We start from the raw sequence: 14,745 nt of genomic DNA on the forward strand, positions 1-14,745 counted from the left end.
TTGATTGCGAGATATTTATGCTGGTCATGGGTGCGTATTTACCGGACAATGGGCAATCGTCACTTCACGCGGCCGAACCCTATGGAGCTGTCCACCGAGCTGTCCTCCGGTCTACGCCTCGTCGCCTTGTCCGCCGCGCTCGTCATTGCCGCCCCGGGCGCGGCGGGCGAACTCTTCCGCTGTGTCGAAGCCGACGGCAAAGTGACCTATAGCAATTCGACCTGCAGTGCCATCGGGAATGCGGGCAAGGAAAGCGCGATCGCCTATCCGGCTGCGCCGCCGCCCAGCGCGCGCCGCCCGGCAACCGTGGCCGCGCGCGCGGGCCGCGCCCCAATGCCCGCCGCGCCCAAGCGCAAGGCGGTCATCCGGCTTTTCTACGATCCCACCGACGCTCCGATAGAACACCCGGTCGAAAAAGTGGAATCGATGATCCGCCAGGCGGTCTCTTTGTGGACCTCGGAATGCGCCGTCTATCTCGAATATGCCGGAACCGCGCCCCGGGTGGCACGCGGAAGCCCCGAGGCTGTCAGCGTCTTCTGGTTGCCCGCGCTGGCGGGAATCCGGCATCCGGCGCATGACGCGTTTCTCATGGGAGGCTATGGAAGCTTGCATTCCGGAATCGCATTGCACACGAGGAAGGGTGACGACCGGCTGGCCTTTGTCATCATGCATGAGATGGGCCATGTGCTCGGCCTCCGGCACATCCACGAGGACCGCAGATCGGTCATGAGCTACCTTCGCGACGAATCCTGGCAACATGACCTGCAACCGACCGCGGGCGACTACCTGCAATGCAATTGGGCCATGAAGAAATACTATGGCATCGACATGGTCCTGCCACCCGAGCCTGCCAAACGCGGCATGAGCGACCAGGAAGCCGTGCGGATCAAATACCCGGACCTGCCGCCAATGGCCAAGTGACGGACGTGAAAAAGCCGGGGAGGCCCCCGGCTTTTCCGGCCCGCGGGCCGTCCACCATGAAGTGCGCTTAGTCGGCTTGCTTGCGCAGGAAGGCTGGAATGTCGTACGTCTCGACGCCATTGCGCTGCATCGCCTGCACCTGCTCGGAGGCCTGCTCGCGGCGCCACACGGCCGGCTGCTTGAGCCCTTCCGATGTGCCCGCGCCGTGCGCCGCTCCCATGCCCATCTGCACCCCGACCGTGGCGCCGCCACCGGCCATCATCGCGCCGCCGTTGGTGCCGGTGCGCAGCATCGGCTGCTGCACCAGTTGCATCGCCTTCTTGGCTTTGCCCAGCCCGGTCGCGACCACCGTCACGCGAATGTCATCGCCCATGTCGTCGTCGTACGCGATGCCCTGCGCGATCGAGGCGTCGGGCGCGGCGAAGGCGCGCACCGCCGCCATGACCTCCTTGATTTCCTTGCCCTTCAAGCCGCGGCTGGCCGTCACGTTGACCAGCACGCCGCGCGCGCCCGACAGGTCGATGCCGTCGAGCAGCGGCGACGCCACGGCCTGCTCGGCCGCGATGCGCGCGCGGTCCACGCCCGACGCCGTCGCCGTGCCCATCATGGCCTTGCCCTGCTCGCCCATGATGGTCTTGACGTCGTTGAAGTCGACGTTGATGTGGCCCGGCACGTTGATGATCTCGGCGATGCCGGCCACCGCGTTGTTGAGCACATCGTCGGCGTGCTTCATCCAGTCGATCATGCTTTCGTCCTCGTAGATCTCCTCGAGCTTCTCGTTGAGGATGATGATGAGCGAATCGACGTGCTGCGACAGCTCCTCGAGGCCGGCCTCGGCGATGTCCATGCACTTCTGGCCCTCGTACGAGAACGGCTTCGAGACCACCGCCACCGTCAGCGCGCCCATCGATTTGGCGATCTCGGCGACGATCGGCGCGGCGCCGGTGCCGGTGCCGCCGCCCATGCCGGCGGCGATGAAGACCATGTGCGCGCCGCGCAACGCGTCCTCGATGCGGGCCCGCGATTCCTCGGCCAGCTGGCGCCCGACCGCCGGCTTCATGCCGGCGCCCAGGCCGGACTCGCCGATCTGGATCACGTTGTGCGCGCCGGAGGTGGCCAGCGCCTGCGCGTCGGTGTTGGCGGCGATGAATTCAACGCCCGAAACACCCTTGTTGATCATATGCTGGACCGCGTTGCCGCCCGCTCCGCCAACGCCGACAACCTTGATGTTGGTGCCTAATGCTGCGTTATCGACCATATCGAACTCCATGAAATACTCCTAGTCAAAGTGCGGTTTCCAAGCGCCAGGACTCATATGCGTATGAAACCTGGAGGTTGAAAACTGCGGTAAAAAAACAAAGATATGTGTGCTGCCCCGGTGCCGCCTGTGCCGCCTGTGCCGTCTGTGCCGCCTGTGCCGCCTGTGCTGCCTAAAAATTACCCAAAAACCATTCCTTCATGCGCTGCCAGACCGCCGTCACCGAGCCGTCCTGGCGCGTGACGATGTGGCCGCGCAGATATTGCTTCTTCGCCTCGAGCAGCAGCCCGAGCACCGTGGCGTAGCGCGGGCTGCGCACCACGTCGGCCAGCTGGCCGCGGTAGTCCGGCGTGCCCAGGCGCGCCGGTTTCAGAAAAATGTCCTCCGCCATCTCGACCATGCCCGGCATGATCGCGCTGCCGCCCGTGAGCACGATGCCCGACGAGAGCACGCCCTCGTAGCCGGACTCGCGCACCACCTGGTGCACCATCGCGAACAGCTCCTCGACGCGCGGCTCGATCACCGCCGCCAGCGCCTGGCGCGACAGCGTGCGCGGGCCGCGGTCGCCCAGTCCCGGCACCTCGAGCGATTCGCCCGGATCGGCCAGCACCTGCTTGGCCACGCCGTAGCGGATCTTGATCTCCTCGGCCTCCGAGGTCGGGGTGCGCAGCGCCATCGCGATGTCGTTGGTGATCTGGTCGCCGGCGATCGGGATCACGGCGGTGTGGCGGATCGCGCCGTCCGAGAACACGGCGATGTCGGTGGTGCCGCCGCCGATGTCGATCAGCACCACGCCGAGCTCCTTCTCGTCGAGCGTGAGCACGGCGTCGGCCGAGGCCATCGGCTGCAAGATCAGGTCCGACACCTCGAGCCCGCAGCGGCGCACGCACTTGACGATGTTCTGCACCGCAGACACCGCGCCGGTGACGATGTGCACCCGCACCTCGAGCCGGATGCCGCTCATGCCGATCGGCTCGCGCACGTCCTCCTGGCTGTCGACGATGAACTCCTGCGGCACCGTGTGCAGCAGCTGCTGGTCGGTCGGGATGTTGACCGCCTTGGCCGTCTCGATCACGCGCGCGACGTCGGTCGCGGTGACCTCCTTGTCCTTGATGGCGACCATGCCGCTCGAATTGAACGAGCGGATGTGGCTGCCGGCGATGCCCGCGTAGACGTTGCGGATTTTGCAGTCGGCCATCAGCTCGGCCTCCTCGAGCGCGCGCTGGATCGATTCGACCGTCGCCTCGATGTTGACGACGACGCCCTTCTTCAGCCCCTTCGACTCGTGCTGACCGAGTCCGATCACCTCGTGGCGGCCGTCGGACATCACTTCGGCCACCACCGCCACCACTTTCGAGGTGCCGATGTCGAGGCCGACGATCAGGTTTTTCGCGTCTTTAGTCATTTGCTGTCGCCTACTGTCTGTTTATGCTTGTTGTAGTACTGCTCGAAATCTGCTTTTTTGCCGCGCTCTGCACCGGCTTGCTCGCGTCCGCCGGCACCGTCAAACTGTCGGCCGTCAACGCCAGCCCGTTCGGGTAGCGCATGTCGATGGTGCCGATGCCCTCGCCCAGCCGGCTTAGCAGCTGCGGGTAGATCCCCACCAGCCGCTCGACCCGGGTCCTGAGCGTCTTGTTGTCCTGCTCGCGCCCGAGCGCGACGCTGGTGCCGTTGTCGAGCCTGACCGTCCACGCGTAGCGGCTCGACAGCGACAGCCCCTGCGGCGTGAGCCGGATCGGCGCGAACCAGCCGCGCAGCTGCGCGAAGCGGGCCAGCACCTCCTTCTCGCTGCCCTCCGGCCCGTCGAATTCGGGCAGCGCGCGCTCGTCCTCGATCTCGGCCAGGTTGACCGTGAACAGGTCGCCCTTGACCGACAGGATGCGCCCGTCCTCGCCCCAGGTGCCCAGCGCCTCGTGCTCCTCGAGCTCGACGATCAAGCGGTCCGGCCATTCGCGCCGCACGGTGGCCTGGCGCACCCAGGGCACCGCCTCGAAGGCCATGCGCACCTGCTCGAGGTCGGTCGTGAAAAAATTGCCCTTGATGCGCCCGGCCGCGCCCTCGCGCAGCGTCAGCCGGTTCACGTGCTTGAGCTCCATGCCGTACATGCTCTCGACGCTGATGCTGCGCAGCGTGAACATCGAACGCTGCGACAGCCACCACACGCCCGAGGCGACGCACGCGAGCACGACCGCGGCCATCAGGCCGCTGGCGATCGTGTTCATGGCGCGCGCGTCTTGCCACATGGTGTCAGCCCCGTCCCGTGTTCATTTTGAGCCGCGCCGAGGCCAGGATCTCGAGGCACAGGTCCTCGTAGCCGATGCCGACCGCGCGCGCCGCCATCGGCACCAGCGAGTGGCCGGTCATGCCGGGCGAGGCGTTCACCTCGAGCAGGAACGGCTTGTTGTCGCTCTCGCGCAGCAGCACGTCGACCCGGCCCCAGCCCTCGCAGCACAGCGCCACATACGCCTCGACCGCGATGCGCTCGATCTCGGCGCTGGTGGCGGCGTCGAGCTGGGGCGGGCAGAAGTATTGGGTGTCGTCCGAAAAATACTTGTTCTGGTAGTCGTAGTTGCCCTGCGGCGCGACGATCTCGACGATCGGCAGCGCGCGCGCGCCGGCGCCCCGGCCCAGCACGGCGACCGTGAACTCGCGCCCGGTCACGAACTGCTCGGCCAGCACCACGTCGTCGAAGCCGGCCGCCACCTCGTAGGCCGCGCGCAGCTCGGCGGCGGCGCCGACCTTGGTGATGCCGATGGTCGAGCCCTCGTGCGGCGGCTTGACGATCAGCGGCAGGCCCAGCTTGTCCACCACCTGCGCCAGGTCGGTGCCCCGCTCGAGCGTGGCGTAGTCGGGCGTCGGCAGGCCGTGCATGAGCCAGATCATCTTGGTGTAGATCTTGTCCATGCCGATGGCGCAGGCCATCACGCCGCTGCCCGTGTACGGGATGGCGAGCTGCTCGAGCGCGCCCTGCAGGCTGCCGTCCTCGCCGAAGCGCCCGTGCAGGGCGATGAACACGCGGTCGAATTTCTCTGCCGCCAGCTCGGCCAGGCCGCGCTCGCCCGGGTCGAACCCGTGGGCGTCGACGCCGCGGCTTTGCAGCGCCTTGAGCACGCCGTTGCCCGACATGATGGACACTTCGCGTTCGGCCGAGCGGCCGCCAAACAGCACGCCGACCTTGCCGAGCGCTTTTACATCAATGGGAATGGAGCTCACGTTCAAGCCTTTGCGAAATTGGTCAGTTTGTTGGGGATGCCGCTGATCGAGCCGGCGCCCATGGTGATGACGACGTCGCCGTCGCACACCACGTCCATGATGGTCGCGGCCATGTCGGCGATCGCCTCGACGAAGATCGGCTCGACCTTGCCGCCGACGCGCAGCGCGTGCGCCAGCGCGCGCCCGTCAGCGGCCACGATCGGCGCCTCGCCGGCCGGGTAGACCTCGGCCAGCAGCAGCACGTCGGTGGTGCCGAGCACCTTGACGAAGTCCTCGAACAGGTCGCGCGTGCGGCTGAAGCGGTGCGGCTGGAACGCGAGCACGATGCGCCGCCCCGGGTAGGCGCCGCGCGCGGCCGCCAGCGTGACCTCGGTCTCGACCGGGTGGTGGCCGAAATCGTCGACCAGCGCGAAGCTGCCGCCGGCCGGGATGTCGACCTCGCCGTAGCGCGTGAAGCGCCGCCCGACGCCGTGGAACTCGGCCAGCCCCTGCTGCGTGGCGCTGTCGGCGACGCCGATCTCGCGCGCGATCGCGATCGCCGAACAGGCGTTCTGGACGTTGTGCATGCCGGGCTGGTTGAGCACGAACGCGGTGTCGGGGTAGCCGGCCTGGATCACGGTGAAGTGCATCTGCAGGCCGACCGCGCTGGCGTCGACCGCGCGCACCTGGGCCTGCTCGCTGAAGCCGTAGGTGGTGATCGGCTTGGAGATGAACGGGATGATGTCGCGCACGTGCTTGTCGTCGATGCACAGCATCACGCGGCCGTAGAACGGCAGCCGGTGCGTGAAGTTGACGAACGCCTGTTTGAGCTTTTCGAAGTCGTGCTCGTAGGTCTCCATGTGGTCGGCGTCGATGTTGGTGATCACCTCGATCATCGGCGACAAATTCAGGAACGAGGCGTCCGATTCGTCGGCCTCGGCCACCAGGTAGTCGCCCGTGCCGAGCTTGGCGTTGGCGCCGGCGCTGTTGAGGCGCCCGCCGATCACGAAGGTCGGATCGAGCCCGCCCTGCGCCAGCACCGAGGCGACCAGGCTGGTGGTGGTGGTCTTGCCGTGGGTGCCGGCGATGGCGATGCCGCGCTTGAGGCGCATCAATTCGCCGAGCATGATCGCGCGCGGCACGATCGGCACCTGGGCCGCGCGCGCGGCGACCACCTCCGGATTGTCCTGCTGGACCGCGGTCGAGGTGACCACGGCGTCGGCGCCGGCGATGTTCTCGGTGGCGTGCCCGAGCACCACGGTCGCGCCGAGCTCGGCCAGGCGCTGGGTGGCCGCGTTGCTGCCCAGGTCAGAGCCCGAGACCTTGTAGCCGAGGTTGAGCAGCACCTCGGCGATGCCGCTCATGCCGCTGCCGCCGATGCCGACGAAATGGATGTTCTTGATTTTATGTTTCATGATTTTTTCACCGTTCCCGCCAATTTTTCGAGTACTTCCGCTATCGCGTCGTTCGCGTCGCGCTTGCCGACCGCGCGCGCCGCCTGCGCCATCGCCTGGCACTGTCCGCGGCCAAGCGTTTGCAGCAGTTGCGCCATGCTGCGTGGGTTCAAATCCTCCTGCGCCAGGTGGATCGCCGCGTTCTGGCCCGCCATCCAGCGCGCATTGTCGCGCTGATGGCTAGTTGTTGTCGCCACGAATGGCACCAGCACGCTGGCCACGCCGGCCGCGGTCAGTTCCGACACCGTGATCGCGCCCGCGCGGCAGATCACGATGTCCGCCTCGGCGTAGCGGCGCGCCATGTCGTCGATGAAGTCGACCACCTCGGCCCGCAGGCCGGCCTGCGCGTACGCGGCGCGCAGCGCCTCGATGTTCTTTTTGCCGGACTGGTGCACCACGAGCGGGCGCGCGGACTCGGGCAGCAGGGCCAGCGCCGCCGGCACGCTCTCGTTGAGTACCTTGGCGCCGAGGCTGCCGCCGACGACGAGCACGCGCAGCGGGCCCTGGCGGTCCGCGAAGCGCTGCCCGGGCGGCGCCACCGCCAGGATCTCTTCGCGCACCGGGTTGCCGGTCACGGTGGCCTTGCCGGCGGCGCGTCCGAAGTCGGCCGGAAAGCCGAACAGCACGCGCTGCGCGATCGGGGTCAGCGTCTTGTTCGACAGCAGCAGCGCGGCGTCGGCGTTGATCAGCGCCAGCGGCACGCCGCGCAGGCGCGCCATCATCCCGCCCGGCACCGTGACGTAGCCGCCCATGCCCAGCACCACGTCGGGCCTGCGGCGCGCGATGAACTTGAGGCAGCTCACGAAGCTGGCGGTCAGCTTGAAGGCGCCGGCCAGCGTGTGCTGCAGGCCCTTGCCGCGCATGCCGGTGAAATCGATGGCGTCGATCTCGATCCCGTGGCGCGGCACCAGCTCCTGCTCCATGCCGTGCGCGGTGCCCAGCCAGGTCACGTCCCAGCCGCGCGCGCGCATGGTCTGCGCGATCGCGATCCCCGGGAAGATGTGCCCGCCGGTGCCCGCGGCCATGATCATCAGGCGTTTCATAGACGTCCACCCCGCATCAGAACCCTGTTTTCGTAGTCGATCCGCAGCAAGATGGCCAGACCGATGCAATTGATGATGACCCCGGTGCCGCCGTAGCTGACCAGCGGCAGCGTCAGGCCCTTGGTCGGCAGCAGGCCCAGGTTCACGCCCATGTTGATGAAGGTCTGCACCCCGATCCAGATGCCGATGCCCTTGGCCACCAGGCCGGCGAAGGTCTGGTCGATCGCGATCGCCTGGCGCCCGATGTCGAAGGCGCGCTTGACGATCCAGTAGAACAGCGCGATCACCACCAGCACCCCGGCCAGGCCGAGCTCCTCGCCGATGACGGCCATGATGAAGTCGGTGTGCGGCTCGGGCAGGTAGTGCATCTTCTGGACGCTGCCGCCGAGGCCGACCCCGAAGAACTCGCCGCGCCCGAAGGCGATCAGCGATTGCGTGAGCTGGTAGCCCTTGCCAAGCACGTGGCCGTCGGTCCAGGGGTCGAGGTAGGCCAGCAGGCGCTCGCGGCGGAACTCCGAGAACGCGATGATGGACGTGAAGATCAGCACCAGCATGGCGCCGATCCCGCCGAACCAGATCGCGTTGATCCCGCCCAAAAACAGGATCCCCATGGCGATGCAGACGATCACGCCGAACGCGCCCAGGTCGGGCTCGAGCAGCAGCAACAGGCCGACCAGCCCGACCGCGCCGACCATCGGGAAGAAGCCCTTGGTCAGCTTGTGCATGTATTCCTGCTTGCGCACCGTGTAGTCGGCCGCGTACAGGACCATCACGATCTTCATCAGCTCCGACGGCTGCAGGTTGAACAACTTGAGCGGCAGCCAGCGGCTGGCGCCGTTGACCGTCACGCCCAGCGGCGTGACCACCAGCACCAGCAGCACCAGCGTGGCCACGAACAGCCAGGGCGCGGTGTCCTGCCAGGTCGCGACCCGCACCCGGAACACCAGCAATCCGAAGAACACGGCGATGGCGATGAAGATCGCCTGGCGCATGGCGAAATGGTTGCTGCTGTATTTGGCGAACTTGGGCGAGTCGTGCAGCCCGATCGAGGCCGAGTACACCATCACCAGCCCGAGCAGCATCAACAGCACGGTCACCCACACCAGCGGCTGGTCGTATTCCATCATCTTCGAGGGGCGCGCGCGCCCGCCCGCCAGTCCGCCGGCGGCCGGGGTTCCCGAAAATTTGAATGGAAGCTGCAGTTTCATCTAGATGTCCTGTCCCCGCTCGAGCGCCAGTTCGCGCACCGCCTCGACGAACACCCGCGCGCGGTGCGCGTAGTTGGTGAACATGTCGAGGCTGGCGCAGGCCGGCGACAGCAGCACCGCGTCGCCCTCGTTGGCGGCGGCGGCGGCGCGCCGCACCGCCTCGGGCAGCGTGGCGCAGTCGACCAACTCGACCCCGGACGGCGCCATCGCGCGCCGCAGCGCCGGGGCGTCGCGCCCGATCAGCATCACCGCGCGCGCATAGCGCGAGAGCGGCTCGGCCAGCGGATCGAAGTCCTGGCCCTTGCCATCGCCGCCGGCGATCAGCACGATGCGCTGCCGGTCGCCGCCGAAGGCCTTGCCCAGCCCGTTGAGGGCGGCCACGGTGGCGCCCACGTTGGTGCCCTTGCTGTCGTCGTAGTAGTCGACCGCGCCGATCGTGGTGACCAGCTCGACCCGGTGCGGCTCGCCGCGGTATTCGCGCAGGCCGTGCAGCAGCGGCGCGAACGGCAGGCCGATGGCGCGGCACAGGGCCAGCGCGGCCAGCGCGTTCGAGGCGTTGTGCAGGCCGCGGATGCGCAGCGCGTCGGCCGGCATCAGCCGGCTGACCGTGCACGGCACCACTTCGGGCGGCTCGTTCCTCCTGCGTTTTTTCTCGCTCGGCTCGCCGGCCACGCCGACGGCCAGCCACAGCACGCCGCGCTCGTTTTGCAGGCCGAGGCAGTCGGCCAGCGGCGGCGCGTCGGTGCCGAAGGTGATTGGCGCGGCGGTGGCGGCGGCCATTCGCATGACGGCCGCGTCGTCGCGGTTGAGCACGCGCACGGTGTCGGGGCCGAAGATGCGCGCCTTGTCGGCGCCGTAGGCGGCCATGTCGCCGTGCCAGTCGAGGTGGTCCTGGGTCAGGTTGAGCACGGTGGCGGCGTCGGCGTTCAGGCTCGAGGTCGTGTGCAGCTGGAAGCTCGACAGCTCGAGGATCCACACCTGCGGCAGCGCGTCGGCGGCGAGCACCTCGCGCAGCACGTCGAGCGCCGCCGGACTGATGTTTCCGGCCACGCGCGCGCTCAGGCCGGCGCGCTGGCACAGCATGCCGGTCATGCTGGTGACGGTGGTCTTGCCGTTGGTGCCGGTGATCGCGATCACCTTGGGCGCGTAGGCGCGCTCGGCGCGCAGGCCGGCCAGGGCCTGGGCGAACAGCTCGATTTCGCCCCACAGCGGGATGTTTTTTGTGATCGCGGCCGGGGTGATGGCGGCCAGCTCGCGGGTCGGCATCAGGCCCGGGCTGAGCGCGGCGAAGTCGATCCCGTCGAGCAGCTCGGCGCAGAATTCGCCGCCCACGAACTCGGCGTCGGGCAGCGCTTCGCGCAGCTCCCGCAGCCGCTGCGGCGCCTCGCGCGTGTCGGCCACGCGCACGCGCGCGCCGCGCAGGGCGAGCCATTGCGCCATCGCCAGCCCGGATTCGCCGAGCCCGAGCACCAGTGCGTGTTTGCCGTCGTAGCGCATCAGCGTAGCTTCAGTGTGGACAGGCCGATCAGGACCAGCATCATGGTCAGGATCCAGAAGCGGACCACGACCTGGGTCTCCTTCCAGCCTTTTTGTTCAAAATGGTGGTGCAGCGGCGCCATCAAAAACACCCTGCGACCCACCCCGTAGCGCTTCTTGGTGTACTTGTACCAGCTCACCTGGACCATCACCGACACCGTCTCGGCCACGAACACGCCGCCCATGATGAACAGCACGATCTCCTGGCGCACGATGACGGCGATGGTGCCGAGCGCGCCGCCGAGCGCGAGCGCGCCGACGTCGCCCATGAACATCTGGGCCGGGTGCGCGTTATACCAGAGGAAGGCCAGTCCGGCGCCGGCCATCGCGCCGCAGAAGATGAGCAGCTCGCCGGCGCCCGGGATGTGCGGGATGAACAGGTACTTCGAGTACGTCGCGCTGCCGGTCAGGTAGGCGAACAGTCCCAGCGCCGAGCCGACCATCACGGTCGGCATGATCGCCAGGCCGTCGAGGCCGTCGGTCAGGTTGACCGCGTTGCTGGTGCCGACGATGACGCAGTAGGTCAGCGCGATGAAGCCCCACACCCCGAGCGGGTAGCTGATGGTCTTGACGAACGGGACGATCAGGTCGGCCTTGTTGGGCAGTTCCATCGTGAAGCCAGACTGCACCCACGAGAAGAACAATTGCCACACCTCGCTCGTGCTCTTGGCCGAGACCGAGAACGCCAGGTACAGCGCGGCGCCGACGCCGATCAGCGACATCCAGAAGTATTTTTCGGCCGAGCGCATGCCGTTCGGGTCCTGGAACACCACCTTGCGGTAGTCGTCGACCCAGCCGACCGCGCCAAAGCCGAGCGTGACGATCAGCACCGGCCAGATCAGGCGGTTCGACAGGTCGGCCCACAGCAGCGTCGAGATGGCGATCGAAATCAGGATCAGCACCCCGCCCATGGTCGGCGTGCCGTGTTTTTTGAGGTGCGTTTGCGGTCCGTCCGTGCGCACCGCCTGGCCAACCTTGAGTTCGGTCAGCTTGCGGATCACGGCCGGCCCGAAGCCGAGCCCGAGCACCACCGCCGTGATCGTCGCGAAGACGGCGCGGAAGGTGATGAAGTTGAACATCCGCAGCGGGCCGATGTCCGCCTGGAAGTATTGTGCGAGCCAGAGCAGCATGTCAGTGTGATTCCTTACCAGTGTTGGGTGATGCCGCGTCCGGTGATGCCGCGTCCGGTGCTGCCGCGTCCGCTGCGGCGGGGGCGCCGGCCAGGTGGGCGACGACCCGCTCCATCCTCATGAAGCGCGAGCCCTTGACCAGCACGGTGGCGTCCGGGTGCGCGCCGAGCAGGCTCTCTAGCGCCGCCAGCAACTGCTCGATGCGCTCGAAATGGCGCGCGCCAGAGGCGGCCAGGTGGCGCGCCAGGTCGCCCAGCGCGAGCACCGTGTCGATGCCGCGGCTGGCCGCGTAGGCGCCGATCTCCTCGTGGAACTGCCGTCCTTGCGAGCCGACCTCGCCCATGTCGCCGAGCACCAGCACGCGCGGCGCGCGCGCCTGCGCCAGCACGTCGATGGCCGCGCGCACCGAGTCCGGATTGGCGTTGTAGGTGTCGTCGATCAGGGTCGCGCCGCAGCTCGCCCGCTTGCGCTGCAGGCGCCCGCTGACCGGCGCGAAAGCCTCGAGCCCGCGCACGATGGCGTCCTGCGGCACGCCGGCGGCCAGCGCGCAGGCGATCGCGGCGAGCGCGTTGCGCACATTGTGCAGGCCGGCCGCGGCCAGATGCAGCGCGAAGCGGCGCGGCGCCTCGCCGTCGAGGCGCAGCAGCACCTGCATCTCGCTGCCGAATTCGGTGGCGGCATGGGTGCAGCCGACGCTGGCCGTGTCGTCGACGCCGAAGGTGACGCTGCGGCGCCCTCCCGCCAGGGCGCGCCACAGCGCGGTATAGGTGTCGTCGCTCGGATAGACCGCGACGCCGTCGGCGGCCAGGCCGGCGATGGCGGCGCCGTTCTCGAGCGCCACCGCCTCGACCGTGTGCATGAACTCCTGGTGCTCGCGCTGGGCGTTGTTGACCAATGCGACGGTGGGCTGGGCGATCGCCGACAGGCGGGCGATCTCGCCCGGGTGGTTCATGCCCATCTCGATCACGGCCGCCTGGTGCGCGCCCTCCAGGCGCATCAGCGTCAGCGGCACGCCGATCTCGTTGTTGAGGTTGCCGCGCGTGGCCAGGCACCGGCTCTCGCCGTGGGCCGCGCCGAGGATGGCCGCGATCATCTCCTTGACCGTGGTCTTGCCGTTGCTGCCGGTGACGCCGATCACGGGGATGGCGAACTGGCCGCGCCAGAAATTGGCGATCTGGCCGAGCGCGGCCAGGGTGTCGGGCACCACGATCGCGGGCGCGGTCCAGTCCCGCGGCAGCGCCTCGACCACCACCGCGGCGACGCCTTTGGTTCCGACCTGCGCCAGGAAATCGTGGGCGTCGAAGGTCTCGCCGCGCAGCGCCACGAACAGCGAGCCGGGCGGCACCGAGCGGCTGTCGGTCGAGACGCCCTCGAAACTGGCGTTGCGGGTCATGCGCGCGCCCGTCATCGACGGGATCATTTGTGCCAGGTTTGCGCGCATCAGTTGGTCCTCATCATGGTCAGGCGCGCGGCCAGCGCCAGCGCGGCGTGGTCGGCGTCGGAGAACGGCATCTTGCGGCCCTTGATCTCCTGGTACGGCTCGTGGCCCTTGCCGGCCAGCAAGATCACATCGGCCTTGGCCGCGTGCTTGACCGCCGACAGGATCGCCGCGGCGCGGTCCTCGATCGCCTGGAACTGCGAGCGCGGGTGCGCCGCGTCCATGCCGGCGACGATCTGGGCGATGATGTCGGCCGGGGCCTCGCTGCGCGGGTTGTCGCTGGTGACGAGCACGTGGTTGGCGATCTGGGCGATGGCGCCCATCTGCGGGCGCTTGCCCGGATCGCGGTCGCCGCCGCAGCCGAACACGCACCACAGCTGGCCGCCGCGCTCGTGCGCCACCTGGCGCAGCGCGGCGAGGGTTTTTTCGAGCGCGTCCGGGGTGTGCGCGTAGTCGATCACGACCATCGGCGCGTCCTGCCCGCCGACCTGCTGCATGCGTCCCGGCGCCGGCGTGAGCGCCTCGACCGCCTCGAGCGCGGCGCGCAGCGCGACCCCCTTGGCCAGCAGCGCGCCGAGCACCGCCAGCGCGTTGCTCACGTTGAACAGCCCGACCAGCCCGGTCTTGACGGTGGCCGCGCCGTGTGGCGACTCGAGATGGAAGTCGGTGCCGGCGTGGCGGCTCTTGAACTGCGAGGCGCGCAGGATGGCCACGCCGTCGATGCCGGGCCGGCTGGCCGCGTCGCGCAGGGTGTAGCCGATGATCGCCGGGCGCGCCGGGCCCACCGACAGCAGGTGCGCGGCCAGTCGCAGCCCGGCCGGGTCGTCGAGGTTGAGCACCGCCGTTTTCAGGCCGGGCCAGTCGAACAGGATGCGCTTGGCGTCCTCGTAGGACTGCATGTCGCCGTGGTAGTCGAGGTGGTCGCGCGTGAGGTTGGTGAACACGGCGACGTCGAAATGCATGCCGGCCACGCGCGCCTGCGCCAGTCCGATCGACGACACCTCGATCGCCAGCGCCAGCGCGCCGGCGTCGCGCACCTCGGCCAGCTTGGCCGCCAGCAGCACCGCGTCGGGCGTGGTGTAGCCGGTGACGTCGAATTCGGGCGCGGCGCGTCCCTTGAACAGGCCGACGCCGAGCGTGCCGATCACGGCCGCGGTCTCGCCCAGGCGCGCGAGCGCCTGGCCGAGCCACACCGCGCACGAGGTCTTGCCGTTGGTGCCGGTCAGGCCGACCGTGAACATGGCCGCGTCGGGCATCGCCAGGCAGGCGTGGGCGATCGGGCCGGCCCGGTTTTTCAGGTCCTCGACGGCCAGGTGCGGCACCGCCCAGGCGCCGTCCCAGGCGAAGTCGCGCGGATCGTACAGCACCGCCGCTGCGCCGCGTTCGATCGCGCCGGCGATATGAGAGCGGCCGTCGCCGGCCTCGCCCGGCCAGGCGAAGAACACGTCGCCCGCTTCGATGCGGCGCGAGTCGGAGGCCAGCCTGGCGCTGGGGGCGGCGCGCAGGGTCCAGCTACGGATGTCTTGGGTCGTCATTGTGCTCATGTCATTGTGCTCATGTCATTG

The 14,745-nt window shown here is 68.5% G+C and carries 12 protein-coding genes; 1 reads left to right on the forward strand and 11 read right to left on the reverse strand.

Annotated elements, in window-relative coordinates; all coding sequences use genetic code 11:
- Nucleotides 1-921: DUF4124 domain-containing protein (locus tag C7C56_RS19620; RefSeq protein ID WP_219933196.1), on the forward strand; the 921-nt coding region annotated here is incomplete at its 5' end.
- A 67-nt stretch (nt 922-988) separates the two neighbouring features.
- Here the strand turns inward: C7C56_RS19620 and ftsZ are convergent.
- The 11 genes from ftsZ to C7C56_RS19675 all read right to left on the reverse strand — a co-directional run bounded on the left by ftsZ (nt 989) and on the right by C7C56_RS19675 (nt 14,724).
- A complete protein-coding gene (gene ftsZ / locus C7C56_RS19625; RefSeq protein ID WP_106759059.1) occupies nt 989-2,191 on the reverse strand; it encodes a cell division protein FtsZ in 1,203 nt (400 codons plus the stop codon).
- A gap of 160 nt (nt 2,192-2,351) precedes the next feature.
- The gene (ftsA, locus tag C7C56_RS19630) at nt 2,352-3,584 is read right to left on the reverse strand and encodes a cell division protein FtsA (protein WP_106759060.1); all 1,233 of its coding nucleotides are present in this window, start codon (nt 3,582-3,584) and stop codon (nt 2,352-2,354) included.
- Nucleotides 3,585-3,594: 10 nt separating this feature from the next.
- On the reverse strand, nt 3,595-4,422 hold the full coding sequence (locus C7C56_RS19635) for a cell division protein FtsQ/DivIB (RefSeq protein ID WP_106759061.1): 828 nt from the start codon (nt 4,420-4,422) through the stop codon (nt 3,595-3,597).
- Between the two features lie 4 nt (nt 4,423-4,426).
- Complete coding sequence (locus C7C56_RS19640; protein WP_106759062.1) at nt 4,427-5,398, reverse strand: D-alanine--D-alanine ligase; 972 nt, start codon at nt 5,396-5,398, stop codon at nt 4,427-4,429.
- A complete protein-coding gene (murC, locus tag C7C56_RS19645; RefSeq protein ID WP_106759063.1) occupies nt 5,395-6,786 on the reverse strand; it encodes a UDP-N-acetylmuramate--L-alanine ligase in 1,392 nt (463 codons plus the stop codon). Before murC ends, C7C56_RS19640 begins: the two co-directional genes overlap by 4 nt.
- The gene (murG, locus tag C7C56_RS19650; RefSeq protein ID WP_106759064.1) at nt 6,783-7,868 is read right to left on the reverse strand and encodes an undecaprenyldiphospho-muramoylpentapeptide beta-N-acetylglucosaminyltransferase; all 1,086 of its coding nucleotides are present in this window, start codon (nt 7,866-7,868) and stop codon (nt 6,783-6,785) included. The genes murC and murG overlap by 4 nt, the downstream gene beginning before the upstream one ends.
- Nucleotides 7,865-9,076, reverse strand: a complete 1,212-nt coding sequence (gene ftsW / locus C7C56_RS19655) for a putative lipid II flippase FtsW (protein WP_106759065.1) — start codon at nt 9,074-9,076, stop codon at nt 7,865-7,867. Before ftsW ends, murG begins: the two co-directional genes overlap by 4 nt.
- Nucleotides 9,077-10,573, reverse strand: coding sequence for a UDP-N-acetylmuramoyl-L-alanine--D-glutamate ligase (gene murD / locus C7C56_RS19660; protein ID WP_106759066.1), 1,497 nt, complete (start codon nt 10,571-10,573; stop codon nt 9,077-9,079).
- Nucleotides 10,573-11,742 carry a phospho-N-acetylmuramoyl-pentapeptide-transferase gene (gene mraY / locus C7C56_RS19665; RefSeq protein ID WP_106759067.1) on the reverse strand — a complete coding sequence of 390 codons (1,170 nt, stop codon included), beginning with the start codon at nt 11,740-11,742 and terminating at the stop codon, nt 10,573-10,575. The genes murD and mraY overlap by 1 nt, the downstream gene beginning before the upstream one ends.
- Before the next feature lies 1 nt (nt 11,743).
- Nucleotides 11,744-13,183, reverse strand: a complete 1,440-nt coding sequence (locus C7C56_RS19670) for a UDP-N-acetylmuramoyl-tripeptide--D-alanyl-D-alanine ligase (protein ID WP_106759068.1) — start codon at nt 13,181-13,183, stop codon at nt 11,744-11,746.
- A complete protein-coding gene (locus C7C56_RS19675) occupies nt 13,183-14,724 on the reverse strand; it encodes a UDP-N-acetylmuramoyl-L-alanyl-D-glutamate--2,6-diaminopimelate ligase (RefSeq protein WP_106759069.1) in 1,542 nt (513 codons plus the stop codon). The genes C7C56_RS19670 and C7C56_RS19675 overlap by 1 nt, the downstream gene beginning before the upstream one ends.
- Nucleotides 14,725-14,745: the final 21 nt, after the last annotated feature.

It is taken from the genome of Massilia glaciei (genome assembly GCF_003011895.2).
Lineage (GTDB): Bacteria > Pseudomonadota > Gammaproteobacteria > Burkholderiales > Burkholderiaceae_D > Telluria_A > Telluria_A glaciei.

Coding starts and splice junctions, on each gene's coding strand:
- C7C56_RS19635 (WP_106759061.1), bottom strand. CDS start 4,422: ATGTGGCAAGACGCGCGCGCCATGAACACGATCGCCAGCGGCCTGATG.
- murC (WP_106759063.1), bottom strand. CDS start 6,786: ATGAAACATAAAATCAAGAACATCCATTTCGTCGGCATCGGCGGCAGC.
- ftsZ (WP_106759059.1), bottom strand. CDS start 2,191: ATGGAGTTCGATATGGTCGATAACGCAGCATTAGGCACCAACATCAAG.
- C7C56_RS19675 (WP_106759069.1), bottom strand. CDS start 14,724: ATGAGCACAATGACGACCCAAGACATCCGTAGCTGGACCCTGCGCGCC.
- ftsW (WP_106759065.1), bottom strand. CDS start 9,076: ATGAAACTGCAGCTTCCATTCAAATTTTCGGGAACCCCGGCCGCCGGC.
- C7C56_RS19670 (WP_106759068.1), bottom strand. CDS start 13,183: ATGCGCGCAAACCTGGCACAAATGATCCCGTCGATGACGGGCGCGCGC.
- ftsA (WP_106759060.1), bottom strand. CDS start 3,584: ATGACTAAAGACGCGAAAAACCTGATCGTCGGCCTCGACATCGGCACC.
- murG (WP_106759064.1), bottom strand. CDS start 7,868: ATGAAACGCCTGATGATCATGGCCGCGGGCACCGGCGGGCACATCTTC.
- murD (WP_106759066.1), bottom strand. CDS start 10,573: ATGCGCTACGACGGCAAACACGCACTGGTGCTCGGGCTCGGCGAATCC.
- mraY (WP_106759067.1), bottom strand. CDS start 11,742: ATGCTGCTCTGGCTCGCACAATACTTCCAGGCGGACATCGGCCCGCTG.